Genomic DNA, 23,447 nt, shown 5'->3' with positions numbered 1-23,447 from the left:
GCATCAGGACGAGCATAGCCCGTTGCTTTGAACGAGCCGTGCATGTCGCATCGGCAATGAGTTATGAATGGCGCAAGCTGCAACAGCGGCGTGGCCGAACGCGACCGAGATCTGGTGCAGGTCGGTGACGACATCGCCGATCCCGTAGAGCCGATCGACACTGCTCCGTTGTTTCGCATCCACATTCAGGAAGCCGTCGCAGGTGTGATCAGCACCAAGCTGAAGCGCCAGCTCGGAGCGGACGTCGGCCCCCATCGCCGGGTAGACGACCTCGAACCGTTCGCGCGAGCGGTCGGCGAGCACGGCTTCGATCGCACGTTCGCTCCTGTCGAGGCGGTGCAAGGGCGCAGTCACTCGTACCCCGGCCTTCGCCAACCGCTGCAACGCTGTTTCATCGCGGCTGCCGTCGACCGGTATCAACGTGATATCGGCGCTGTAGACGCGCATGAACAACGCCTTCCCCGCCGCATGGTCCAACGGGCCGATAATGGCGATCCGTCTGTCGATAGCTTCGAAGGCATCGCAGATCGGGCAATATCTCAGGAGACCCTGCTGTACGGCCTGAACCCAATCAGGCAAAGGGGTCTGCTTGTCGATAATGCCGGTGGCCAGGATCACCCGGTCGGCCCAAAGCTCGCCACCGGCATGGCGGGCAAGGAACGCTGTCTCCGCCTTCTCCAGTGAGGTGACGGAGGCGCGGACGATCCGCACGCCGAGACGCCTCACCTGCTGCTCCATGCGCGACAGCAATTCGCGGCCCGGAATGCCGTCTGGAAATCCCGGCAGATTATGGCTGCGCGGGATCAGCGCCGCCCGGCTCGCACCATCGTCGACAATGCTCACCTGCCGGCGGAAGCGCGCCAGGTAGATTGCCGCCATCAGCCCGGCTGGTCCTCCGCCGATGATCAAGACCTCGGCATGCGTTTTGGATCCTGTCACTTGTGAAACCTTATCCTCGACGGATGCACGTGCGGCGCCGCCTGTCGCGCGCCTGATCGGTTAAGCCGCACCACCGGCGGAAGGTTCACATCCGGCGCTGATTGCGGCGACCAAGCCGTGGGAGTCGGCGCAATACGGGAATGGCCAGGATCGGCGGAGCTTTGGCCAGGATCGACGGATGTCGCGCGTTGCAGCCGGGCTCCCGCGCTTTTAAGTCTCCGCTCGTCAACTCAATCGCCGCGAAGCCAACCGATGTACCAGCTTCACTACTTTCCCCGGCAATGCAAACGCCGCGCCTCACATGGCGCTGGAAGAGATCGGCCAGCGCTACGAGCTGGTTCTGGTCGATCTTCCACGAGCGCGCGAAGCGACGAGCCAGCTCGTAACGATAGTGACCGCTGCAAGCAGATGTAGGGCGCAGTCTTTTAAGGGCGCGCCAGCAATGAACTCATGCCTCTAGACCGAAAGGAAAATCCGATGGACGACAAGGTTAAAAGGGCGTTTCTGACCCACGCCTCCGGCGCGCCCGTGGCCGACGCTGTCTCGCCTTGGCGACTAATTCGTTGTCTGACCCAGATATCGAAATAGAACGTCTTTCCACCAGTCCGACTGTTCCGCCTCGAGCAGTTCGACATTCAGTTCCTTTCGCAATGGGCTGTCGCTGCGCAGTGCGATCGCATAGTCCTGCGGCTCAAACCTCACCTCGCTAAGATCCGCGGACAAGCCACCCTGGCGGATCATCCAGGCCAGGATGGGCCGATCATAGGCAAATGCGTCGATCGTTCCCTTTCGCAGGGCCTCGAATCCCTCTTTGGGCGACGCAACCGTCCTGTATTTAACGCGCATCCGCGACAGCGCGTCCTCCGTCGCGGTGCCCTTCACGATGCCGACGCGCACGGCGGAAAGATCGCCAACGCTGTTCACCATGCCATGCAGGCGCTTCGTCGTCAGTGTCGAGGTGATGCCGGCCGTGAACACCGCAATCGCGATCACCGACACCACCATCCAGATCACGGCGATGATCCGCCCGGCCAGCGTGACCGGAATGATGCTGGCATCGACCCGCTGCGTCATCGCGTTGGCCGACCAAAACACGCCTGAACTAAGACCGCGCACCACGCCGCCGCCAAATCCCTCATTGTTGCGGCGTTCGAACAGCCAGATCAGGACGCCTGCAAGGAGAGCCAACCCAAGCAAGGCGCCTATCGCCTGCATGAAGCTGTAGGAGGTGATCGAACGCACGACGGGCATCCAGCTTGCGATTCGGTCAGGCTCCACCGCAACGCCGGTTCCGGTGTGGAAGTAAGGCGTCGTGAAATCGACCTGCTGTTCGCGCGCGGGTGTCACGGTAATGGCAGCCACGGCCACATCAAAATCCCCGGCGCGGACGCCATCCAGCAGTGATGGGACCGAGGCAGCCTCCGCGAACCGATATTGCAATCCGAGCTTGCCGGCAATGCGACGCCAGAGTTCGATGCTTATTCCTTCCCAGTTTCCATTCTTGTCCTTCATCGCAAAGGGCGGCGCCTCCTTGGTGCCGACAACGAGCTCGCGATTTTGGGCTTCGCCCTCCAGCGCGGCTGCCTGCAGGAGCGTCGATAGAACCAGGACCAGGGTCAGAACAAGTATGACCGCGATCGATGCAGATCGAAGATAGCGCTTCATGCCATAGCCAATAGTCAGTTCACCGCCTGCGCCCTCGCGAACTTCCAGGTGCCGCTGAGAATTTCGTCGGGCGGGCCGTCGAGAGGGATCGTGTAGTTTCAGTTCTCGAATCGAGGATACTGATGACCGGCGCGGAAATGTGGTCGGCGCGCACCGCCGTGCGGCGAGCCGAATGAGTACTCGCCTCCCGACCTCTCCAGGGCTGGATAGCACCGCCTTGCCAATCGACCTCTTAGCGGCCTTTTCTCAAACCGACATCCCCGCGCAAACGGCTTTGCCGTTTGTCGCTGGAGGCGCGAGCCACCGGGTCCACGCGAAGCGCGGGCCGATAATAGTCTCCGCGGCGGCAGCTCAGGGTGACGGTGAGAGTTGGGTGTTCGCTTCGAACTGAGCTGATCATGCTCTCGTCAGGCGCAACCCCGCGCGATTAGTTTCTGGTCGCGTTCCGATTGCGGTACGCCCGCGGTTTTCATTCCCGCCGGTTTATCTCACCGCGCGGGTTGGCGGCCCATGGTGTTCTTGATCAGACCAATGATCGCCGTAAGGATCGCGCCGGCGACACCGCCGCCGACCGCCTGGCCGACCAGCGCGCCGATATCGACATTATCGACCGTGCCCTGCAGAACCGGCAGCAACGCAGTGAGAATTGTCCCGCCGCCTGCCCCACCGATCGCGCCGGCGATGCTGTTGCCTAGCAGGCCGAGATCCAGGTTCTTCATCGACGCGCCCGCGGCATTGCCGCCGATCGCGCCGGCAATAAGCTGGATGATGAGATTGACGATAGTTGCTGACATGAACCTTCTCCCTTTCTCCACGCCATCAGAATCCTTCCGGTCGGCCCCTTCATGAAGGTCCGCAATCAGCTCCAATCATCGAGATCTGCGATGCGCCGCCGCAAGAGGACGAGCGAGCCGGCTCCCGTCATCTCCGACAGTGCGCTGGGACAATCTTTCGGGTCCGACGGGATCTGCGCCGTCGTTGTGCAGGCGGTCGCCTCGACGGGTGCCTTGCACTTCCGGTCGGTCACCGGTGTAAGATCGATCCAGAAGTCGTTCACGCGCACGCGGTGAGAGGTCGCCTGTGCCGCACAGCGACGGTCGGAATCCAGGCGGAAGCTGCTGCCGGGACTCCAGACCATGTCCCGAGGCAGTGCACCGTTTGGCTGCCTGCTACGCTCGATACTTGGTTGCGGCATCGCGACGTCCCGCATCCGTTGGGCCGCGTCGAAGAATAGTCCTCGAAACCTTTGCTCCGCCTGACGGGGTGTCAGGCTAGGCGTACTACCCTAGGTAAGCAAGCAGATTAAATGACGTAGGCACTGACCTATTCGCAACCTATGCATTCTGCCGGTCGGCTAGCACCAACCGGAAGCCTCTCGCCCCAGTCCGTCGACCAAATCACAATCTGCTCTCCTCGGCCTCATAGGAGATGGGAGAATCCTTTCGGAAAAGAACATACAACGCCGGCAGCACCAGGAGCGTCAGCACCGTCGAGGAGATGATGCCGCCGATGACCACCGTGGCCAGAGGCCGCTGCACCTCAGCGCCGGCGCCGGTCGCAATCGCCATCGGCACAAAGCCGAGCGAGGCGACGAGCGCCGTCATCCGGCCGGGAGCTTTACGATGTGGGCAACGGCATCCTGCGCATCCGCCACGAACGAGCCTTCTCCCTTGCCCATCTCCGCCTTTACCAGAAAGCTCTTCTCGGCGACGTAGCGCTCGCCGGCTGACAGCCCGGCCTTGATCTCCACGAAGTTCGGGTCCGACTCGCCGAGTTCGACCGGCCGGGCCTCTATCTTGTCGCCCTCCTCGCGGACGAAGACGATCGTCCTGTTCTCAAGAGTCTGGATGGCGCCTGCCCGAACGGCCACCGGAACATTGCGCGCGGCCAGGACGAGCCGCGCGCCCACGAACAGACCGGGCCGGAGCCGTGCGTCGGCGTTCGGCAGCACCACGCGCGCCAGCGCCGTCTGGGTCTCGCTGATTCCGATCGAAGCGAGATAGGAGAAGAATCGCCACACTGGCCTGCTTGCGGTTGGCGCGATGGGGCGCAGCGTGCACGCCGCGGTGCGGCCGAAAAAATTTAAGCATCGACAGGCGTGCATTCCACGCAATCGGGCTGGCGAGGTCTGCCAGCCCGACTCTTTGTCGCTATTGGAATGTACCAGGAGCGGTATTGGGCATGCAGGGAGGTACAGTATAGGGATCCGAAGCAAACGCGCCGACATTTGGAGCCCGCATACAGTCCATAACGCCCGGATGGGCCTTGGCCGTGGCGTGCCGCGCCGCGACATCGCTGCGAGCAGCCATGGCCTGCGTCGTGAATACGGCGGCTGCGATCAACGCGGCCGACACGAAGGTCACTTTGGTCATTTGTCTCTCCAATATGGTGACAGAAGCCAAGGAAGCGCTCGGCTCCTTATTGTGAAGAGCGGCCGGCCTTGGGAAATATTTCATCACGCACTTTCAACGAAGCGCGATCTTCTGCGCCCGCTGCGCGGAGCGCCGATCACACCTCGCGCTGCTGCATCGAGGCTGAGCAACGGCGCTGGCAGGCGGCGATGGCATCGCTGCTATCCGCCGTAGTCTCGCCGATACAGAAGTGGTGCGGCCCTGCCGTGAACGAATGCGATGTCCGCCTCATGGAGACAGATAGCTAAGCTGCCAAACGTTTGCGTGATTGGGAAATATCCGGACTCCAATCTCGGTCTTCCTTTCGGAAACGCACATACCTCCGTTCGTGCGAGGCTCAATCAAGGAAGCCAACGTTGAAGATCACATACCTACTGGCGGCGCTACTGCTTGCGTCATCTTTCGCGACCCAAGCCACGACTCTTGTGCGAACCAACAGGAGCAGCGATCGAGCGCATGTCGGCACTCGACCGACAGTTGGCAGTCGACTGCAGGGATACAGGATCGAAGGCCGCGAGATCGTGGCTCCGCCCTGGAGCTTCGCCTGCATGAACGACCAAGGCCCACAACAATGTGACGAGCCCATGTGGGTCTATGGGAGCCCCGCCTATCTCGCGCAATTTAAGAATGCATTCTGACATTGACCCGCGCGTACGAGGAAGAAAACGTGAAACTCACGACAATAGCATTATTCGTGGCGCACCCGCTGTCTCGTGCTCGACAGTGAGGCAAATTCGGCAGAAGAAAATGCCCGATCGATTATTCGCCACTATGGTCTCGCCGGTCGCCATTAGATGATGGCCCTAAGTTGAAATCGGTCGGCTTCGGGGTCAACGGCTGCCCTGACGACTACATTGGTTTGATGGCCGGTGTACCCCAGATTGCTGACGACTTGACGCGATACCTAGCTCGGCAGCCCCGGACCAGCGGCCATTCTGGTGGACGGCAATTGTCCACGCCGACCCGTTCCGTCACCTCGGGAAATATTCCCGGCGATGCCGGGAAGACATCTCAAGTCTTCCCTCTGCCCTCTGAGCTATTGCTGAGCGTGCAGGATCTCCGCTCCGCAACGCACGAAAGAATAGCCAGGGAGGAACACTTGTGCACGTTGCCTCACCATGCCGGCTGCTCTCACGGTGCAGACGGACTCAATCGGCGTTACATGCTGAAACGGCTCATGGCCCTGGGCCTGACGGCGCCGCTCGCCACGCTCGTCCTCGATCGTAGGGCCATGGCAGCCATAAGCCTTCTCGACCGCGCGGAACTCATCGACGGCGTGACGGCGCTCATCGCCAAGGCCAAATCCCCCGAGCTCCGCGAGGCCCGCGTCTTCGATCTCTCCGGCAGCGAGTTGCCGTGGAAGGATCTCGGGATCACCCTCGCCAAGGGGCAGGAAGTGACGTTCCTGCTCGGCGGCCGCGTGTGGCTCGCCCGCGAACAGGACCTGTGGGTCGAGCCTGGCGTTGCGTTTCACGTACGCACCCGGGGCGCCCGCCCCATGTTCAATCCGATGAGCAACACCGGGACGATGACCGCCGCCGCCGACGGTCCACTCGAAATGGCGCGATCACTCGTGGAGTTCAAGGATGCGGACGGCGAACTGGCGGTGCCGAAGGACGAGTACGCCAAGGCGGACGCGCACATCTACGGCGTGGCGCTGGTCTGGCGCGACAGCGCGCTAGCCGGCCTGACAAGCCTGCTCAGCCACGGCGATGTCGACGGCATCATCGCTGCGGAAGTGGCGCGGCTCCAGTCGCCCCGCAAGCTGCCGGCGGGCTGGCACAACTTTTTCATGCTGGGCGGCGGCCCGGTCATCTTCAACGATATCGGCAATGGCGCAATTTCCGTCGAACCGCTGAAAAATGCCGGCATTCTGCAGCGCCCCGTCGGCATCGAGCTGAAGCCGCAGACGAAGCTGAGCTGGCGTTGGATCGTCGAGGAGCTGCCGTCGCGATTGCCGGAAGACCAGCTTACGTCGCACGACTATCTCTCCATCGCTGCAGAGTTCGACGACGGCCAGGACCTCACCTACTTCTGGAGCTCAAGCCTCCCTGTCGGCAAGGCGTTCCGCTGCCCGATCCCGCGCTGGACGCCGCTCGAGTCGCACATGGCGGTCCGCAGCGGTTCTGCCGATCTCGGCAAGTGGGTCAGCGACGAGCGTGACGTTTACGCCGACTACAAGGAGCACATCGGCGGCCCGGCCAAGTCCATCGTAAACGTCTGGCTGCTCGGCGTCTCCCTCTTCCAGCGCCGCAGCGGGTCGTGCCGCTTCGCCGACATGCAGCTCTCCCAGCCGGGCGCCGAAACCCAGAAGCTTTGAGACGACGCGGGAATGAACCGGCTCAGGGTGACTCCGCCTGCAAGGGGATTATTTTGCCAGGTTAAATCAAGGTTTGAAGCCCCTGACGAACGGTTGTACGGCGCGTGGCGCGGCCGCCGTTCCACGGCTCGAAATCAAGACCAAGACAGCATTTCGCGGCGCTCGCGGATCGGGGTCACATGGCGCAGCCATTACCCCTTCCGGCGCTGCGCACGCCACGCGGCGAATCGCCGAATCGGGCGCGGAACAGTCGATTGAAATGCGAAACATCCGAAAAGCCGACCTCTAGCGCGATGTCGGAAATTCGCTGCGTGCTGGTCTGAAGCTCGGTTAGCAGTTCGAACGCCCGTTGAAGACGTAGTTCATTCAGGCGGCCGGTGAACGACCTTCCCGATGACGCCATCAGGCGCTGCAGATAACGAGGAGAGATGCCCTGACAGCGGGCGACTGTCTCGAGGCTAAGCTCTGGATCTTGAAAGTGTGCTGCGATGTAGTCGAGGACTGCGCTGTGGCGCGCAGCTACCACGGCGCTCGCACTGCTCTCGCCCAAGGGAGCGCACTCGCCGATTGCGAGCGCTACCAGATCATGGATGTGAGTCAGGACCGCATCGCGCAGCGTGGGGACGGCTAGAGCACCCTCGTTAAATGCCGACTTCAGATACGTCATGAGAAGTCGGAGCGCCTCGGCTCGGTGCGAAATCGGCCGCATCGCGAGAGTGTCGACGTTCGTCACGCGCTGCGCAAGCGCGTCGTGCGGCACGGCCAAACCGAATTGCAGCCCTTGCATATAGGTGACGGTGGCGGGTTCCGAATGGAGAATTGCGACTGCATCGCCGGCGCGAAGCTCGATTTCATAGCCCCGCTGCGACATCCTGCTCCTGCTAGGAGAGCAGACGATGAGGCCGATCGAGTCATCACCATCAGCAACGCTCGTCTGCGAACGCTTGAAACGCATGGACGACCCCCTCACTGCGAGCGTGCGCAAACCCGGGATCGATCGAAGCGTTGCTTCAGCTCGAAACGGAACGTCCGACAGAGGTTCGATATCGACGTGGACTATGAGCCGCCCAAAGCTCTCGCGCCACAAAGGGATGCGCATCCTCTCCGGGAGCTCACGCGTCGAGAATTGACATGATGTGAAATCGGCTGCGCCCGTAGACATGGGGAATCTCCAGCCTTGATAAAGCGTTCGGACGAATTACCGCGACAATCTACTGCGGTATTTGCAATTTGCAGTTCGCGTACCGACTTTTTCTTGAGCGGTGCGCCGAAGTCCAAGAAGCTACACCATGTCCCTGCTAGTTTCATTCACCCGTGACCGATGCTGATGTGAACTGGCTTACGTTGCGCCCAGAAAATTAGGTCTATAGTGATTACGAAAATTGTGATGGAAAAAATCTCCTTTAAGAGGAGGCGACCCTGATGGCTCTATTTCTCGTTGTCGCCATCGGGTCCAATTTTAAAAAGATAGCTGGCGGCTGCGAGCGCAAGTCCAGCTTTACTGAGTTGTTCGCGATTGATCGAACTCAACGATCCGCGGCGCAGATGGTTCTGCAGCGTTTGGATGTCCGCTGATACCGGCTTCGTTTCGTCCTTTGGGCACGACACCGTCATCAGATTTCGTCGGACACAAACTCCCTCCGGCAATTTTGATTTTGTTTCCGCCGCGGGTGAAATGGCCGAAATCTATCGCGTAGGACGTCAATGGTGATGATCAAGCGAGGGTTCGATCATGCCCACCATATTCGACCTGCTTTACACCGAATATTGCCGTGCCCGCCTCGCCGAAATGCGAAAGCAGCTTCTGATCCCGGTTGTTTGCGACGAAAGCCTGGGAGCGGATCGGGATGGCGGCGACCCCGGTGATCGGGATAGCCGTTGGGGCGACGGAGCCACGGCGAACGAAGCCCCAACCACTACATAGCCACCACTCGTAACCCCATCGCTCGGTCGGCGACCTGCTCGGTACCTACGCAGTCCACGAGCATTGCGAGCGCGTCATCGACCTGTGTCCGACCGAGAGCGTATGCGCACGCCGGACAGGGCAGTCAGATGCATGATCGAACTCACAGCTCGAAGCCATTGGGCGGCAACGCACCGCCGGAGCTCAAGGGGCTTGGCCGCGACCTGCGGATCGATGTCTGCCGCGGCATCGCGTTGTGGTGGATCTTTCTTGACCATGTTCCCAACAATATCGGAAGCTGGCTGACACTGCGGAACTACGGCTTCAGCGATGCGGCCGAAGTATTCATGTTCATCTCGGGCGTGACCTGCGCGCTGGCCTACGGCAGGGCATCTCAGCGCGAGGGCTGGAGCGGCATGATCGGCCGCTCGCTCCGGAGGGCGTGGGACATTTATGCCGCATTTCTGCTGCTCACGCTCGCTTGCGCCATCATGGTTTACCTCGCAGGCCGCGATCATCTTGCCGACGAGAGCAATACGCGAATTTTGTTGGAACGTCCTGGCGCGACCCTCGCGCACGCTGCGGTCCTGCAATACCGTCCCGTCAACACCGACGTCCTCCCCGTCTTTGTGATCTTTCACGCTTCGTTCGCGCCGCTGCTGTGGCTGCTGCTGCGAGCACCAAACGTGACGCTTGGCGCCTCGCTGTTGCTTTATTCGCTCGTGCAGGTCTTCGGCTGGAGCGTTCCCGCCTGGCCCAACAACCGCTGGTTCTTCAATCCCCTGGCCTGGCAGTTTCTGATCGTGCTGGGCTTGTGGTGCGTCATCGAGGGGCACAAATTCCGGCCGTCGCTGACCTCTCGCACGGCGCTGGTGCTTGCCCTTCTCTATCTGGTTTTCAGCCTGATCATCACGTTGAGTTGGACTATCAAGCCGCTGGAGCCGCTGGTCCCGCAGACTGTGACGAAGCTGCTTTTCCCGCTGGACAAATCGAATCTCAGCCCGCTGCGACTGCTGCATTTTTTGGCTCTTGCAATTGTGGCGGTACGGTTCGTTCCTCACGATTGGCGAGCGCTATCGACGCCGGTGATGCGCTGCGCGAGGTGCTGTGGCCAGAACTCACTGCCAATTTATTGCCTCGGCGTTCTCCTGGCGCTCGCCAGCCATCTGACGCTGCTCGACATCTCGGATCGGCTCGCGATGCAGATCATGCTCAGTCTTGGCGGAATCCTGGTGATGATCGTCGCCGCGACGCTGCTGAACTCGATCAGCATCAAACCCGGGCGGCAGCCACGGTGGACCCAGCCGATTGAGCCCGTTACCGCGACATTCTCAAACAAGTAGGATTGCGCGAATGGGCCGCTGCCCTGTAGCGGCCATGTCCGAATCGGATCACGATCCGCGGTCGAACCCTAGCCGCGGCAAAATCCCTGCAACGTGAACATGTGCTCGCTGAAGTCTCTTGGCTTCATCGCTGCTTGCGCCACGAAATCAAAAAACTTCAATTCGAAGAATTCAGAATTGTGACAATCAGACTGAAATAAGACATCGTCGTCGGCTGAGTTCGCAGGTAGCATACGGTAGAAGATCACGTGTGCAAAGAGGCCAAAGGAGCTCTCTACCTGCACGTATGGAGATTTATTTGCGCCATCGCCTGGCGGGGCGCCGATTGCGGATGAGTGACCAGGAAGATTGAGCCGCCCAACTCGCCTGGGCGGCAAGGAGGCAAGGCATGAAGATAATGACCGTAGCGTTCGCTCTCGGAGCGGCCGTGGTGCTGTGTGACCTGGGGACGCTCAGTGCCGCAGCTCAAGTCGTTCGTGAACCACGGGCGAGGCTTGTCGTCAGGGTGCCCGTGGTAAGGCCTTACTGGGATTCCTATATCGTTCCACGATATCGTTTTCGCCCTGAGGACGACCGGATCGATCCATACGGCCCGCCCGTAGTTCCGGTGATACGCTTTGGGCCTCAAGAGGTGACGCTTCCGGCGTGGAGCTGGTGGAGCTGGTAAAGACGCCGACAAACGCGCGCCGTGAGGCTGGCTTCTGGCGGAGGACCGCCTTGGGTCATGAGCTGCCGTCGAAGCGTAGCCAAAGTATGCCCGCTGCACCTGCGACAGCAGACGTACCCGAGATGCAGCCCCCTATGATCTCGCACACCGGCAGCGGCTCGCATTCAGTTGCGCAGCACGTCGCAATACGCGCCGGCTGCCATCAGCGCGGCGCATAGTTTTTTTGCCTCGCCCTGGGTGTCTTCACCAATTCTGACGCGTGCGGCGCCCATCTCGCCCAGGATTCCGCGAATCACGACATGCGGTTCGCGGTCCGCGACGATCGCCGTGTATTTCGGCTTCCATTCACGGTAGCGAGCAAGCGCCTTTGCCGGGGTCGGCCCGCCGACCACTTCCACGCCCCATGGCTTGATGGTTTCAGGTCTCGGCGAGAATGCATCCGGCTTACGCGCAATCAAAATAGAGGTCGCCGGATTGCAGGGCACAACTTCGACCGAAGTCATCGCAACCGGGTTGGTCTGGCCTGCGGCCCATTCCTCGACAGAGCGACCGGTCACGAACCGCACATAGGCCCGCGTTTCCTGCGGAAGCGGCCGCCCTCCCCCAAGCCAATCGTGAACACGTCCCGATGCGGCATTGTACGCCGCTGCCGCAAGGCCGAGATTTCCAAATTCACGACGCAGGCCAGCGAGCAGCTCACCGGACTTCGCAATCGCTTCGCGCGGATCAAACGGGTTTTCAAGGCCGCTCGATCTTGCGGTCGTCGGCATGAATTGAGCTATGCCCTGCGCACCTTTCGGGCTGATCGCGTCCGGCTTGAAGCGGTTTTCCTGCCAGATCAGACGGGTGAAGAAATCGACCGGCAGATCGTTGGCCGTCGCCGCCGTGGCGAGCACCTCACAGAGTCTTGGTGCTGACGATGGAGCGTTCTGCTCCGGCCCGTCATTTTGTTTCGTTTCCTGATGTTCTCCCGGTTGGCGGTTTTCAGCAGAGGGCTGTTGGTGCACGGCCGCCGGATCACCGCCGACCTCCGACGCGAGTGCGGGCGGCCCAATCGCCGCGATCATCGTGGACAGGAGCAGTCTCAGGAGGAAGTCGGAAGCCCGGCCGAAGCCGCCGGGTGGCGGGGCGCTGCTCACCTCAAATCTCATCACGATCGCTTTCGCGGGGCCGGGTACGTGCGAAGCCAACCTCATCGGTGCCTCCCAGAACGCGACGATCAAGATCAGGATTTCGAGGAAGGCAAAGTAAGAGACCTTTGCAACGCACAACACCGAAACACGGCATGCGTTCCGACCTCGCGGAGGCGCGGGTTTGCGCGGCGCGCAGGTAGGTCCGCCAGGCAACCCCAGTCGGGGCTTTGTGCGTTGCCACGATGGATTTTTTCGTAACGCTGAAAGCGGACACCTGCGTCATCATCGCGTTCGGCAATGGCCAAGCTCTGTAGCGACGGGACGAGTCCCCGGGGTCACCAGGCAGGAACAGGCGCGACCGATCTGCATTGGTTCGCGCGGGATCACAAATGGAATGATTGCAGGCAGGATTACGCGTTTAGAAGAGCTTCTCGCGATACAAGCTATCGCCCGCGGGAGCCGAAAGATGAAACAGCATCTATGCTTGGTCTGTGGGGCGCTTACTGGAATAGCAATCCTGCATTTCACCGCATTTGCGCAGACTGCCAAGCCCAACGCGACCGCCGTCACTGCTGCCACGTCCGCGCCACTCAAAATAAACGGACAGAGCTCGAAGGAAAAAATCTTGAAGGATTGCGAGGATGAATGGAGAGCTGACCGAGAAGCGATGATGAAACGCGGTATGACCGAAGACTCTTACGTCGAACAGTGTAGCGTGAGGGATGACGTGCCGGCCATTCCCACAGAGCCGAAGACCGCTCCGTCGGCTGCACCGAAATAAATCCCGTGGCCACAGAACGAGATGAACTGGAATTGAATCGATCCGACGATCACACCTCTCACCAGCGGGCAGAGGTGACACGTGCCATGCCGGCTCAACTCAGTTTCATCACGCTCCGGAGACGAGAGGAGTTCAGCAAGCAGACATCATGCGTGGCCGCGCCTGACACGAGGAGCAAACAGACAAACAGATCAACTCTGTGCGAGCGCCAGTTTCAGGCGACAATTTATGACGTTTCGCGCGTTATCGTGCTATGATACCGCCCGTCGCGGTAAACGACACAAAAGAAAGCGACACGTCCTGCAATCCGCAATAGGTGTGCTGATGTTGGAGCATGTGCCTATTGATCGCCGTCGCCGCGCTCTAGTGGGCGCTGCAGGAGCACTCATCCTCCAAAGGGTGCTCCAACCCATGACCGCATCCGGTCAGACGAGCCCTGGTTCCAAGGTGAAAATCGGCGTGATTGGTGCGGGCCATATCGGCGGCACGATTGGTGGCCTCTGGATCAAGGCAGGCCATCCAGTCTTCTTTTCATCGCGTCATCCCGAGGAATTGCAAGACCTCGTGGCTCGCCTTGGCCCACTTGCACAGGCCGGCACCGTCGATCAGGCCATTGCATTTGGCGACGTCGTCTTCATAGCAGTGCCTTACGGCGCGCTGCCGCAGATCGGCAAAGATTACGGCAAATCGCTAGCGGGGAAGATCGTGCTCGACGCCAACAATGCCGTGGCCAGCCGTGACGGCGCCATCGCCGACGAGGTCGAGCGCAGTGGCATCGGAGTGACGTCGCAAAAATACCTGCCTGGCGCGCGGCTGGTGCGCGCCTTCAACACGCTCTCCTACACGATCTTTGAACGCGAAGCGAACCGTCCTGCCCCCAGGCTCGCGGTTCCGATTGCGGGCGATGATCAGGAGGCAGTCCAGGTGGCAGCGCAACTGGTGCGCGATGCCGGCTTTGATCCTGTGGAGGTCGGTAAACTGGCCGATGCGAGCCGCTTCCAGCGCGGCGCGCCGGGATATGGCCAGAATGCGAGCGCAGCGGAACTCAGGCAGAAGCTATCGCTGGCACCATGATGGCTTCCGCAGCGGCTCTCGGGGGCTGGTTGCAGCGCACGGTGCCCGGTACCGCGCGCGAACGGGCGACGGCGTGGTGGTCGTTTGCGTATTTCTTCACCCTGCTTGCCAGCTACTACGTGCTGCGTCCGCTGCGCGATCAGATGGGTATTGCGGGCGGGACCAAAAACCTACCCTGGCTGTTCACGGCCACGTTTGTCAGCCTGCTCGTCGCGCAACCCGTCTACGGCGCGCTGGTGGCGAGATTGCCACGGGTCAGATTCATTCCGATTGTCTACCACTTCTTTGTCGCCAACCTGGTTCTGTTTTGGCTGTTGCTGTTTTTAGACATCGAAAAAGTGATCGTGGCGCGCGTGTTCTTCGTCTGGGTCAGCGTCTTCAACTTGTTCGCGGTCGCTGTGTTCTGGTCGTTCATGGCCGATCTGTTTACGTCGGAACAGGGCAAGCGGTTGTTCGGGTTCATCGGCGCTGGCGGAACGGCCGGCGCGCTTCTTGGCCCCATCATCACAATCTGGCTGTCGGGGCCGCTGGGGCCGGTCAACCTCTTGATCGTGACCATTGTCTTGCTCGAACTGGCAGTGCTCTGCGTGCATCGAATTGAACGCGTGGCGGAGCCGTCGACGGAAGCAGATACTCGAGGGCACCGCATTGGCGGCAGCGCGTTCGCAGGCTTGTCCGAACTGCTACGCTCACCCTACCTCCTGGGCGTGGCCGGCTGGGTCAGCTTGCTCTCGTTCGGCGCGACGATTGCCTATTTCGCGCAGGCCAATGTCGTGTCGGCAACGATGCACGGCGCGGCGGCGCAAACCCGCCTGTTTGCAGGCATCGATCTGGCCGTAGGCCTCTTGAGCCTGGCAACACAGGTTTTCGCCACGGCCGCGTTTCTCAGGCGCTTCGGCACGGGCATTTCGGCCGCAGCTTTGCCCGGCATCTATGTCGTGGGCTTCGCTGCGTTGGCGATCGCGCCGAGCCTGTCGGTCGTGGTGACGCTACAGGTCGCGCAACGCTGGATGAATTTTGCAATCGCAAATCCGGCGCGGCAGGTCTTCTTCACCGTGGTTGGGCGCGAGGAAAAGTACAAGGCCAAGAACCTGATCGACGTGGTGATCTATCGCGGCTCGGACGCGTTATATGGTTGGGTCTATGACAGCCTGCAGGTGCTGGGCCTGAAGCTTGGCGCCATCGCGCTCTGCGCGCTGCCCGTCACTGTGGGCTGGCTCGTTCTCTCAACTGCGCTGGGGCGAACGCAGGAGCGTCTTGCGGCGAAAACAGATGACGAAGGAGCGCCGGGATGGCAATCCGAATGACTCGCCCAATGAGCCGCCGCGACTTTGCCGCGCTCGCCGGCGGATTTCTGGTATCGACCAGAGCCGTTGCCCAAACGGAGACGCCGCTTCTCACCCGTGCGATTCCCGGCAGCGGCGAGCGCATTCCCGCCGTTGGCCTCGGCACCGCCTACGTTTTCGACGAGAACAACGAAGCGACGCGAAGCAAGGCCGATGCAGTCGTAAAGGCTCTGGTTAAGAGCGGCGGACGGCTCATCGACACAGCCTCAACGTATGGCGATGCGGAAAGCGTGCTGGGCGAGGTCACGACGACTGCCGGGTTGCGCGACGAGCTCTTCATCGCCACCAAGCTCGAGTCGCCCGACCCTGAAGAGCTCAAGCGATCGTTGGCCCGACTGAAGACGAAAGGCGTCGATCTGCTGCAGCTCCACAACGTCAGGAGCAAGCAGCAATCTCTCCAACGCTTCAGGGACTGGAAGAAACAAGGTATGTGCCGCTATGTCGGTATCACCTCGACATTCCATCGCGACTATTCCGTGGTCGAGGCCGTGCTTGAACGGGAGAAGCCTGATTTCGTCCAGATTGACTATTCGCTCGATAACCGTGGGGCAGAGAAAGCCATCCTGCCATTGGCGGCCGAAATCAGAGCCGGCGTGCTGACCGCGTTGCCCTACGGCAACGGCAGATTGTTCCGGGCAGTGCACGGCAAGGAATTACCGGACTGGGCGCGGGTGTTCGCGAACTCCTGGGGACAGTTTTTCTTAAAGTATTTGCTCGGCGACCCGCGTGTGACCGCGGTGATCCCGGGGACCAGCAATCCCGGCCACATGGTGGACAATGCCGGCGCGATGCGCGGCCCGTTGCCCGATCCCGATCAACGTCGTCAAATGGTCGAATTCGTGGAAGCGCTTTGATCGATGGCCGACTTGGCAGCGAAGCGCCGCCTCGCCAGCCCCGCGCACGCGGGGCATCCAATACGCTGCGGCCTATCCGCTCAAGCACGAACGTTCTGGAATGCTGGATCGTCCGGTCAAACCGGACGATGACAGCGCAACGAGCGGCCGGCTGCAGTGCCCTCCCACTCAATCGCCCGCGTCGCACACGCTTGCTCACGCTGTAACAAATCTGTCACATAGCAAAATTACACAGGGCACGCCCGGAATAGACCCCCATTCGTTTGCCCCAGGAGATTGTTATGCGCCGCGCCACCGTGCTGCTATCCGCCAGTCTATTCACCTTGGCCGCGAGCGCCGCCTCCGCTGCGAATAACGCCACGCCGCACAATCTGATTCTGTTCGTCCCCGATGGCCTGCGCGCGCTGAAAGTCACGCCCGAGACGGCGCCGGCGATGGCCGAGGTCCGCGACAAGGGCGTCAATTTCAAGAATCCACACTCGCTGTTTCCGACCTTCACCATGGCCAACGCCTCAGGCATGGCGACCGGACATTATCTCGGCGATACCGGCACCTTCTCCAACACCATCTTCACCGGCTACACTTCCGCGCCCGCCGGCGACACCGTGGTGCCCTTCCTCGAGAACGATGCCGTGCTCGGGGATGTCGACGAGCATTTCGGCGGCAACTACCTCAATGAAGAGACGCTGTTGAAGCTGGCGCGCGGCAAAGGTTTTTCAACGGCCACGATCGGCAAGGTCGGTCCCACCTACCTGTTCGATCACACCGACCGGGCCGACAAAGCGGGCGCGCATTCGATCGTGATCGACGACTCCACCGGGGCCAGGAACGGCGTCCCGCTGTCCGACGACATGAAGGACGCGCTCACCGAGGCCAACCTTCCCCTCACCGCGCCCTCGCGCGGCGACAATGGCAAGGCGGGCGATGCCAAGACGCCGGGCACGACGTCCGCCAACATCGCCCAGCAGGCCTATTTCGCCGACGTCGCGACCAAGGTCGTGCTGCCGATGTTCAAGGCGCGCAACAAGCCGTTCGTGCTCGTGTTCTGGTCGCGCGATCCCGACGGCACCCAGCATAACCAGGGCGACAGCCTCAACAGCATCACCCCCGGCATCAACGGGCCGACCACCATGGCCAGCATCAAGAACGCCGATGACAACTTCGCGCAGCTCCGCAAGGCCCTAGACGAGCTCGGCCTCGCCTCCACCACCGACATCATCGTCTCCGCCGATCACGGCTTCTCGACGATCTCCAAGCAGAGCAAGACCTCCCCGTCAGCGAAGGTGACCTATGCCGATACGCCCGAGGGCTTTCTGCCCATGGGCTTTGTGGCGCTCGATCTCGCCAAGGCGCTGGATCTGCCGCTGTTCGACCCGAATGATAAGAATGCGCCCGTCGGCGCCAATGCCCATCCGAAGGCCGGCAACGGCGTGCTCGGCAAGGATCCCGCAAAACCAGACCTCGTTATCGCCACCAATGGCGGCTCCGACCTGATCTATCTGCCGAACAAGGACAAGAAGCTCGCGGACCGCACCATCAAGGCGCTGCTGGAGCAGGATTATGTCAGCGGTCTTTTCGTGGACGACGCGCTCGGCCGCTTCCCGGGCACGCTGCCGATGTCGCAGATCAACATGAAGGGCAAGGCGGCGACGCCCACGCCCTCGATCGTGGTCAACTTCCGCTCTTATGCGGAAGGATGCAACGAGCCGACCAACTGCTCGGTCGAGGTCGCCGACACCGTGCTGCGCCAGGGCCAGGGCATGCATGGCAGCTTCGGGCGCGGCGATACCATGAATTTCATGGCGGCGATCGGCCCCGACTTCAAAGCCGGCTATGTCGATGCCCTGCCCGTCAGCAACGCCGACGTCGGCATGACCGCCGCGCAGTTGCTCGGTCTTCGTGCTGCCGCCAATGGCGGGCTCGAAGGCCGCGTCATCTCGGAGGCCCTGCCCAACGGCATCACGCCGAAAGCGGTTGCGGCCAAGCTGGTTTCGAAGCCGGCCGCGAACGGGCTGCAGACGATCGTGAAGTACCAGCGGGTGCTGTCGCAGCGCTATTTCGATGTTGCCGGCTTCCCCGGCCGCAGCGTCGGCCTGGATGAAGAGACCGGCAAACAGAAGACGGCGGGACGCTGATCCCGCCGTCGTGTCGGCCAGATATCAGGACGGTTTACATCCCGATGTCGAAAACGTTCGGGAGTTGCGCGAGCGGCAGCGCGGCCACGCCGACGATGGTGGCGACCATCGCCATCAGCGTGCGGTTGGTGTTGCGCTTGCCGCGCATCTGGGCCGCGACCCACTCCAGGGCTTCGACATTGAGGCCCTTGGCATAAGCGGGTGCCCAGCTCTCGATGTCGGTGTCCGGTGACAGCGCCACGTGGCGCGGCGGCACCGGCAGGCCGGACATCGCGGCGGCGTGGTGGGCCACCGCCTTCGCCAGCAGGTCGTCGAAACGGCCGTCGTCGCTGCGCTCGGTCGCGGCCTGCGCGATCTCGAACAGCGCTTCGGCCTCGGCCCGGCTGACCGGCTGACTGTCGACGGCGGCCGCGGTCAGGATGCGCGCGCACCAGGCGGCATCGTCGGCATCGAGCGAACGGGAAAAATGCACACGGCCCTTGGTCGTCGGGCCTTCGCCGGTGATCACGCCGTCGCGCACGATGGTCAGCGCGTGGGCGGCAGTATCGCGGCAGGTAGGTTCGAGGACGCTGAGTCCTTCAGCGGCCTCAACGCGAGGGGCAGACATAGTTAGGGTTCTCAGTTTCTTGTTCTCTTCAAGCATGTCCGTACGCGCATGAACGAGCGGTTAACGATTCGAAACCGTCATCCTTCAATTCGGAGATGGTTTCCGATTAGTCGCACGCACGTGCCGTTCGGTTCCGGCCTTGCGATCGGGGGCGGCGTGATGAGAGCCATAAAAGGCAACATCGGGGCAATCAGGTATTTTGCGGGGGCTGTGCTTTTTCGCCGCAATGCCTTATTTCAAAAGAGAGTGCTAGAGCTAGGCCTCACGAGAGAATGATTTTCCCTTTTGACGTTGCCCGTTCACTTGAGGTCATCCTCTGCATATACTGACGAATCCGAATTCTCCTGTAACATGAATGACATGAGGCTGTAACATGCCACTTCAGATCGGCTCTGTAGCCCCGGATTTCGAGGCCGAAACCACCCAAGGTAAAATCAAATTCCACGACTGGATCGGAGATAGCTGGGCCCTGCTGTTTTCGCATCCCAAAGATTTTACCCCGGTCTGCACCACCGAGCTCGGTGCACTGGCCAAGCTGAAGCCCGAGTTCGACAAGCGCGCGGTCAAGCTGATCGGCTTGAGTGTCGATCCCGTCGACCAGCACGCCAAGTGGTCGGAGGACATCAGGGAGACGCAAGGCGCCGCTCCCAATTATCCGATGATCGGCGACACCGACTATAACGTCTCCAAGCTCTATGACATGCTGCCGGCCTCGACCTCGGGCGATCCGAGCAAGCGCACGCCCGCCGACAACCAGACGGTCCGCAACGTGTTCGTCATCGGCCCGGACAAGAAGATCAAGCTGGTGCTGGTCTATCCGATGACGACGGGGCGCAACTTCCAGGAAATCTTGCGCGCGATCGACTCGCTGCAGCTCACCGCCAAGCACCGCGTGGCGACCCCATCCGATTGGAAGCAGGGCGAGGACGTCATCATCGCGGGCTCGGTCAGCGATGACGAGGCCAAGAAAATCTACCCCGATGGCTGGAGGGCACCCAAGCCTTATATCCGCATCGTGCCGCAGCCGCGCTGAAGAGCCGAGCCTGTCATTTCCGGGGGCCCGCGGCGGGTCCCCGGAATTATCCCGGCTCAAAACGTCAACTGTACCTTCATCGATTTCGAGCGGTCACTCGCGAGCTCAAAGGCCTCGACCGCCCGTTCGAACGGCAGAGAGGCGGTGATGAGCGGCTTCACGTCAAGCCGGCCCTCGCCCATCAACCGCAGTGCAAGCTCGAATTCGCCATCGAAGCGGAAGGTGCCGCGCAGCTTCAGCTCTTTCGTCACGATGCTGTTGACCGGAAGGGTCATCTCGCCGCCGAGCCCGAGCTGCACGATCACCGCGCCCGGGCGCACCAGATCGAACGCCAGCCGAAGCGCGGCCTGATTGCCGGAGGCCTCGAACAGGACATCGAACACGCCCTTGCCTGCGCGCCAGGGATCGATCGCTGCGGGCCGCGCGGCGACATTGAAGACCTGGCTCGCGCCGAGGCTGCGGGCGACAGCAAGCGGCGCATCCGCGACATCAGTGACGACGATCTCCGCCGCACCTGCATAGCGCGCCACCAGCACCATCAGCGCCCCGATCGGGCCGCAACCGGTCACCAGGACCCGCTTGCCCATCAACTGCCCGGCCTGATTGGCCGCATGCAGGCAGACCGCAAGCGGTTCGGCCATCGCGGCCTCGGCCAGCGACAGCCTGTCCGCGATCGGGACCGCCTGCGCCGCGGCGACTGTGACATGCTTGCGGAAGCCACCTTGCACGTGCGGATTGCGCATCGCGCTGCCCATGAAGCGCATGTCGAGGCATTGGTTGCGCATGCCCTCGCGGCAGTGAACGCAAACGCCGCAAGGTTGGCTCGGGTTGACGGCGACGCGCATGCCCGGCGAGAGGTGCCGTACGCCCTCGCCCACTGCGGCGACCACGCCGGCGATCTCATGACCCAGCGCCATCGGCTGTTGAATCCGCACCGTGCCGAACCCGCCATGGTGGTAGTAATGGAGATCGGAGCCGCAGATGCCGCCAGCCTCTATCCCGACGCGAACTTCGCCCGCTCCGGGTGCCGGATCCGGAAAATCTTCGATCCGCAAATCCTTCGGTGCATGAATGACGACGGCGCGCATGGCTCATTCTCCCGTGGCTGTTCCGGCAAAAGCAATCGCGACAATCACATCGCGGCCAGCATGCCTCCGTCCACATAGATGGTCTGGCCATTGACGTAGTCCGACGCCGCCGAAGCCAGAAAGATCGCCGCTCCCACCAGTTCGTCCGGCCGTCCCCAACGCTTGGAGGGAATCCGCGACATCAGCCAGGCATTGAAATCGGCGCTGTCCACCAGGGCCTGATTCATATCGGTCAGCATATAACCGGGGCCGATCGCATTGGCTTGTATGCCGCTCGCCGCCCATTCGACCGCCATCGACTTTGTCAGATTCTTGATCCCGGCTTTCGCCGCGGTATAGGGAGCGATGGTTGGCCGCGCGAGTTCGCTGGCAAGCGATGCAATATTGATGATCTTACCGCGCTTGCGCGGGATCATCCGCTTCGCGGCCTCGCGGCCGATGACGAAGGCACTCGTGAGATTGGTCTCGATCACCTTGCGCCAGTCCGCGCTGGAAAACTCCACCAGCGGCTTGCGCATCTGTATGCCGGCATTGTTGACGAGAATATCGATCTCGATCCCGGCTTTGTCGAATCCTTCGAACGCGGCGACGATCGCGGCCTCATCGGTGACGTCGAAGGCTGCGCCTTCCGTGGCAAAACCAGCGGCACGCATTTCGCCGACGGCGGCCTTCACGCGCGCCTGGTCAGTGCCGTTGATGATCAGTCGCGCGCCGGCCTTCGCCAAGCCCTCGGCAATGGCGCGGCCGAGCCCACGCGAGGAACCCGTCACCAGCGCAGTGCGGCCTTTGAGATCGAATAGCGAGAGCGTCATGCCAATTCCTCACAGCTTGCTGCGGCGTACGACGAGATCGGAGCGGTCGAACACCGCAGGCAACAGATCGACGCCAAGCCCCGGCCCTTCCATCGGATAGACATAGCCATCGCTGATCACGGGCATCGCCGTGACCAGCTCGTTGTACCAGCCTTTGTAGAAGGCTCGTACCGATTCCTGGATCAGGGTGTTGGGCTGGCTGAACGACATATGGATGGCTGCGATGAAGCCGACCGGGCCGATGCAGTCATGCGGCGCGAACGGCCGGTGATAGGTCTCCGCCATCGCCGCGATCTTGCGTCCCTCGGTCAGTCCGCCGGTCCAGCAGAGATCGGCCATCACGACGTGCATGGCGTCGCGATCGAGCATGTCCTTATAAGGATAGCGCGACCCCAGCGTTTCGCTGGCGCAGACCCAAACATCGGTCGAACGAGCATACTCGGCCAGCGCCTGCGGCGAGTTCATCTTGATCGGGTCTTCGTACCAGGTCGGCTTGTAGGCTTCGAGCACGCGCGCGATCTGCTTTGCGGTGGGCAAATTCCATAGCGAGTGAAACTCGACCATGATCTCGATCTTGTCGCCCACGGCTTTGCGGATTTTTTCGAACGGCTCGACCGCCTTCTTCATCTGCTCGGCAGTGATGAAGAGCCCCTGGTTCTCCTGCGCGGGCGGATCGAATGGCCAGATTTTCATGGCGGAGATGCCGCTCTCGAGCAGGCTCTCGGCCAGCGCGTCCGCGCGGTTCATGAAGGCGTCGAGGTCCTCGTAAGGACCGTCGGTTTCGCCAAGGCTCCAATTCGAGACGGGACGGATGTTGGTTGACCGCACGTATTTGGTGCCGGCGCAGGTGTTATAGATGCGCTGCTTGTCGCGGCAGAGCCCGCCCAGCATCTGGTGCACCGGCTGACCGCAGACCTTGCCGAACAGGTCCCACAGGGCGATGTCGATCGCTGAGGCCGCCCGATACTCGACACCGGTCGAGGACTGCGCCATCGGCAGATTGAGCAGGTCGCGGTGGAGGGCCTCGATGTGCAGGGGATCGCGACCCAACAGACGGCCGGCAAAGGTATCGTGAATCTGGGCTTCGACGGCGCCCGCGCCGTAAAAGGTCTCACCTAGCCCGATCAGGCCGGCATCGGTATGCAGGCGGACCCACAGCACGTTGGCGAATTCCTGCGTGCGCAGGGTCTCAATGGATGTGATTTTCACGCTTGTTCTCCTCCCCGCCGGGTTCTCTTTCTTGATCGCGCCGCCTTGGCAACGACCCGGCACCAAGCCATACGCACACTTGTAATATATCACAATATGTTTATGGTTGCACACAGGCCTGCGCCCA

Annotated in this window: 20 protein-coding genes and 2 pseudogenes; 9 read left to right on the top strand and 13 right to left on the bottom strand. The window is 61.6% G+C overall.

What is annotated here, in order from left to right; genetic code table 11:
• Nucleotides 1-3: 3 nt before the first annotated feature.
• From F758_RS0114615 to F758_RS47800, 7 genes and pseudogenes are all read right to left on the bottom strand, one after another.
• Nucleotides 4-939 (bottom strand): NAD(P)/FAD-dependent oxidoreductase, encoded by a 936-nt coding sequence (locus F758_RS0114615; RefSeq protein ID WP_024508548.1) that lies wholly within the window; start codon nucleotides 937-939, stop codon nucleotides 4-6.
• Nucleotides 940-1,494: 555 nt separating this feature from the next.
• Nucleotides 1,495-2,604, bottom strand: coding sequence for a transporter substrate-binding domain-containing protein (locus F758_RS0114610; protein ID WP_024508547.1), 1,110 nt, complete (start codon nucleotides 2,602-2,604; stop codon nucleotides 1,495-1,497).
• Between the two features lie 488 nt (nucleotides 2,605-3,092).
• Nucleotides 3,093-3,398 (bottom strand): hypothetical protein, encoded by a 306-nt coding sequence (locus tag F758_RS0114605; protein ID WP_024508546.1) that lies wholly within the window; start codon nucleotides 3,396-3,398, stop codon nucleotides 3,093-3,095.
• A gap of 65 nt (nucleotides 3,399-3,463) precedes the next feature.
• On the bottom strand, nucleotides 3,464-3,799 hold the full coding sequence (locus tag F758_RS0114600) for an SUMF1/EgtB/PvdO family nonheme iron enzyme (protein WP_035722071.1): 336 nt from the start codon (nucleotides 3,797-3,799) through the stop codon (nucleotides 3,464-3,466).
• A 202-nt stretch (nucleotides 3,800-4,001) separates the two neighbouring features.
• Nucleotides 4,002-4,226: pseudogene (locus F758_RS0114595) on the bottom strand (efflux RND transporter permease subunit); the annotation flags it as partial.
• Nucleotides 4,205-4,609, bottom strand: a pseudogene (locus F758_RS43975) (efflux RND transporter periplasmic adaptor subunit); the annotation flags it as partial. The pseudogenes F758_RS0114595 and F758_RS43975, both read right to left, overlap by 22 nt.
• Nucleotides 4,610-4,754: 145 nt before the next feature.
• Nucleotides 4,755-4,976: a hypothetical protein gene (locus tag F758_RS47800; protein WP_084305420.1), complete on the bottom strand. Its 222-nt coding sequence runs from the start codon at nucleotides 4,974-4,976 to the stop codon at nucleotides 4,755-4,757.
• A gap of 1,216 nt (nucleotides 4,977-6,192) precedes the next feature.
• Here F758_RS47800 and F758_RS0114580 point away from each other — a divergent pair.
• Nucleotides 6,193-7,335 carry a DUF3047 domain-containing protein gene (locus F758_RS0114580; protein ID WP_245286498.1) on the top strand — a complete coding sequence of 381 codons (1,143 nt, stop codon included), beginning with the start codon at nucleotides 6,193-6,195 and terminating at the stop codon, nucleotides 7,333-7,335.
• 175 nt (nucleotides 7,336-7,510) lie between these two features.
• On the opposite strand, the gene F758_RS0114575 is transcribed toward F758_RS0114580, so the two are convergent.
• Nucleotides 7,511-8,434 carry a helix-turn-helix transcriptional regulator gene (locus F758_RS0114575; protein ID WP_245286507.1) on the bottom strand — a complete coding sequence of 308 codons (924 nt, stop codon included), beginning with the start codon at nucleotides 8,432-8,434 and terminating at the stop codon, nucleotides 7,511-7,513.
• A 323-nt stretch (nucleotides 8,435-8,757) separates the two neighbouring features.
• Between F758_RS0114575 and F758_RS49580 the strand changes: the two genes are divergently transcribed.
• On the top strand, nucleotides 8,758-8,910 hold the full coding sequence (locus F758_RS49580; RefSeq protein ID WP_157450018.1) for a hypothetical protein: 153 nt from the start codon (nucleotides 8,758-8,760) through the stop codon (nucleotides 8,908-8,910).
• A gap of 477 nt (nucleotides 8,911-9,387) precedes the next feature.
• Nucleotides 9,388-10,581 carry an OpgC domain-containing protein gene (locus F758_RS0114565; protein ID WP_024508540.1) on the top strand — a complete coding sequence of 398 codons (1,194 nt, stop codon included), beginning with the start codon at nucleotides 9,388-9,390 and terminating at the stop codon, nucleotides 10,579-10,581.
• A gap of 831 nt (nucleotides 10,582-11,412) precedes the next feature.
• On the opposite strand, the gene F758_RS43970 is transcribed toward F758_RS0114565, so the two are convergent.
• Nucleotides 11,413-12,444, bottom strand: coding sequence for a lytic transglycosylase domain-containing protein (locus F758_RS43970; RefSeq protein WP_157450017.1), 1,032 nt, complete (start codon nucleotides 12,442-12,444; stop codon nucleotides 11,413-11,415).
• A gap of 403 nt (nucleotides 12,445-12,847) precedes the next feature.
• Between F758_RS43970 and F758_RS0114550 the strand changes: the two genes are divergently transcribed.
• From F758_RS0114550 to F758_RS0114530, 5 genes are all read left to right on the top strand, one after another.
• The gene (locus tag F758_RS0114550) at nucleotides 12,848-13,162 is read left to right on the top strand and encodes a hypothetical protein (protein ID WP_157450016.1); all 315 of its coding nucleotides are present in this window, start codon (nucleotides 12,848-12,850) and stop codon (nucleotides 13,160-13,162) included.
• Nucleotides 13,163-13,486: 324 nt separating this feature from the next.
• The gene (locus F758_RS0114545) at nucleotides 13,487-14,236 is read left to right on the top strand and encodes an NADPH-dependent F420 reductase (RefSeq protein ID WP_035722022.1); all 750 of its coding nucleotides are present in this window, start codon (nucleotides 13,487-13,489) and stop codon (nucleotides 14,234-14,236) included.
• Nucleotides 14,233-15,543 (top strand): NTP/NDP exchange transporter, encoded by a 1,311-nt coding sequence (locus tag F758_RS0114540; RefSeq protein ID WP_198026493.1) that lies wholly within the window; start codon nucleotides 14,233-14,235, stop codon nucleotides 15,541-15,543. The genes F758_RS0114545 and F758_RS0114540 overlap by 4 nt, the downstream gene beginning before the upstream one ends.
• An 8-nt stretch (nucleotides 15,544-15,551) precedes the next feature.
• Nucleotides 15,552-16,436 carry an aldo/keto reductase gene (locus F758_RS0114535; RefSeq protein ID WP_024508534.1) on the top strand — a complete coding sequence of 295 codons (885 nt, stop codon included), beginning with the start codon at nucleotides 15,552-15,554 and terminating at the stop codon, nucleotides 16,434-16,436.
• 281 nt (nucleotides 16,437-16,717) lie between these two features.
• Entirely contained in the window at nucleotides 16,718-18,571 is a 1,854-nt protein-coding gene (locus tag F758_RS0114530; RefSeq protein ID WP_024508533.1) for an alkaline phosphatase family protein, read from the top strand.
• Between the two features lie 34 nt (nucleotides 18,572-18,605).
• Here the strand turns inward: F758_RS0114530 and F758_RS0114525 are convergent, their stop codons facing one another.
• Complete coding sequence (locus F758_RS0114525; protein WP_024508532.1) at nucleotides 18,606-19,178, bottom strand: hypothetical protein; 573 nt, start codon at nucleotides 19,176-19,178, stop codon at nucleotides 18,606-18,608.
• 373 nt (nucleotides 19,179-19,551) lie between these two features.
• On the opposite strand from F758_RS0114525, the gene F758_RS0114520 reads away from it, so the two are divergent.
• Nucleotides 19,552-20,211, top strand: a complete 660-nt coding sequence (locus F758_RS0114520) for a peroxiredoxin (RefSeq protein ID WP_024508531.1) — start codon at nucleotides 19,552-19,554, stop codon at nucleotides 20,209-20,211.
• Between the two features lie 56 nt (nucleotides 20,212-20,267).
• Here the strand turns inward: F758_RS0114520 and F758_RS0114515 are convergent, their stop codons facing one another.
• The 3 genes from F758_RS0114515 to F758_RS0114505 are packed head-to-tail and all read right to left on the bottom strand — an operon-like array spanning nucleotide 20,268 to nucleotide 23,320.
• Complete coding sequence (locus F758_RS0114515) at nucleotides 20,268-21,299, bottom strand: L-idonate 5-dehydrogenase (RefSeq protein ID WP_024508530.1); 1,032 nt, start codon at nucleotides 21,297-21,299, stop codon at nucleotides 20,268-20,270.
• Nucleotides 21,300-21,343: 44 nt separating this feature from the next.
• Complete coding sequence (locus F758_RS0114510; RefSeq protein ID WP_024508529.1) at nucleotides 21,344-22,111, bottom strand: SDR family oxidoreductase; 768 nt, start codon at nucleotides 22,109-22,111, stop codon at nucleotides 21,344-21,346.
• A 9-nt stretch (nucleotides 22,112-22,120) separates the two neighbouring features.
• Complete coding sequence (locus F758_RS0114505) at nucleotides 22,121-23,320, bottom strand: mandelate racemase/muconate lactonizing enzyme family protein (RefSeq protein ID WP_024508528.1); 1,200 nt, start codon at nucleotides 23,318-23,320, stop codon at nucleotides 22,121-22,123.
• Nucleotides 23,321-23,447 lie beyond the last annotated feature (127 nt).

The organism is Bradyrhizobium sp. ARR65, assembly GCF_000472385.1.
In the GTDB taxonomy this organism is placed as follows: Bacteria; Pseudomonadota; Alphaproteobacteria; order Rhizobiales; family Xanthobacteraceae; genus Bradyrhizobium.
Note: the sequence above shows the minus strand (reverse complement) of the source record. Positions and strands in the feature narration are given on the sequence as shown.

Coding starts and splice junctions, on each gene's coding strand:
- F758_RS0114605 (WP_024508546.1), bottom strand. CDS start 3,398: ATGTCAGCAACTATCGTCAATCTCATCATCCAGCTTATTGCCGGCGCG.
- F758_RS0114525 (WP_024508532.1), bottom strand. CDS start 19,178: ATGTCTGCCCCTCGCGTTGAGGCCGCTGAAGGACTCAGCGTCCTCGAA.
- F758_RS0114580 (WP_245286498.1), top strand. CDS start 6,193: ATGGCCCTGGGCCTGACGGCGCCGCTCGCCACGCTCGTCCTCGATCGT.
- F758_RS47800 (WP_084305420.1), bottom strand. CDS start 4,976: ATGACCAAAGTGACCTTCGTGTCGGCCGCGTTGATCGCAGCCGCCGTA.
- F758_RS0114530 (WP_024508533.1), top strand. CDS start 16,718: ATGCGCCGCGCCACCGTGCTGCTATCCGCCAGTCTATTCACCTTGGCC.
- F758_RS49580 (WP_157450018.1), top strand. CDS start 8,758: ATGGCTCTATTTCTCGTTGTCGCCATCGGGTCCAATTTTAAAAAGATA.
- F758_RS0114575 (WP_245286507.1), bottom strand. CDS start 8,434: ATGCGCATCCCTTTGTGGCGCGAGAGCTTTGGGCGGCTCATAGTCCAC.
- F758_RS0114515 (WP_024508530.1), bottom strand. CDS start 21,299: ATGCGCGCCGTCGTCATTCATGCACCGAAGGATTTGCGGATCGAAGAT.
- F758_RS0114520 (WP_024508531.1), top strand. CDS start 19,552: ATGCCACTTCAGATCGGCTCTGTAGCCCCGGATTTCGAGGCCGAAACC.
- F758_RS0114565 (WP_024508540.1), top strand. CDS start 9,388: ATGCATGATCGAACTCACAGCTCGAAGCCATTGGGCGGCAACGCACCG.
- F758_RS0114545 (WP_035722022.1), top strand. CDS start 13,487: ATGTTGGAGCATGTGCCTATTGATCGCCGTCGCCGCGCTCTAGTGGGC.
- F758_RS0114510 (WP_024508529.1), bottom strand. CDS start 22,111: ATGACGCTCTCGCTATTCGATCTCAAAGGCCGCACTGCGCTGGTGACG.
- F758_RS0114535 (WP_024508534.1), top strand. CDS start 15,552: ATGAGCCGCCGCGACTTTGCCGCGCTCGCCGGCGGATTTCTGGTATCG.
- F758_RS0114610 (WP_024508547.1), bottom strand. CDS start 2,604: ATGAAGCGCTATCTTCGATCTGCATCGATCGCGGTCATACTTGTTCTG.
- F758_RS0114540 (WP_198026493.1), top strand. CDS start 14,233: ATGATGGCTTCCGCAGCGGCTCTCGGGGGCTGGTTGCAGCGCACGGTG.
- F758_RS0114550 (WP_157450016.1), top strand. CDS start 12,848: ATGAAACAGCATCTATGCTTGGTCTGTGGGGCGCTTACTGGAATAGCA.
- F758_RS0114600 (WP_035722071.1), bottom strand. CDS start 3,799: ATGCCGCAACCAAGTATCGAGCGTAGCAGGCAGCCAAACGGTGCACTG.
- F758_RS43970 (WP_157450017.1), bottom strand. CDS start 12,444: ATGAGGTTGGCTTCGCACGTACCCGGCCCCGCGAAAGCGATCGTGATG.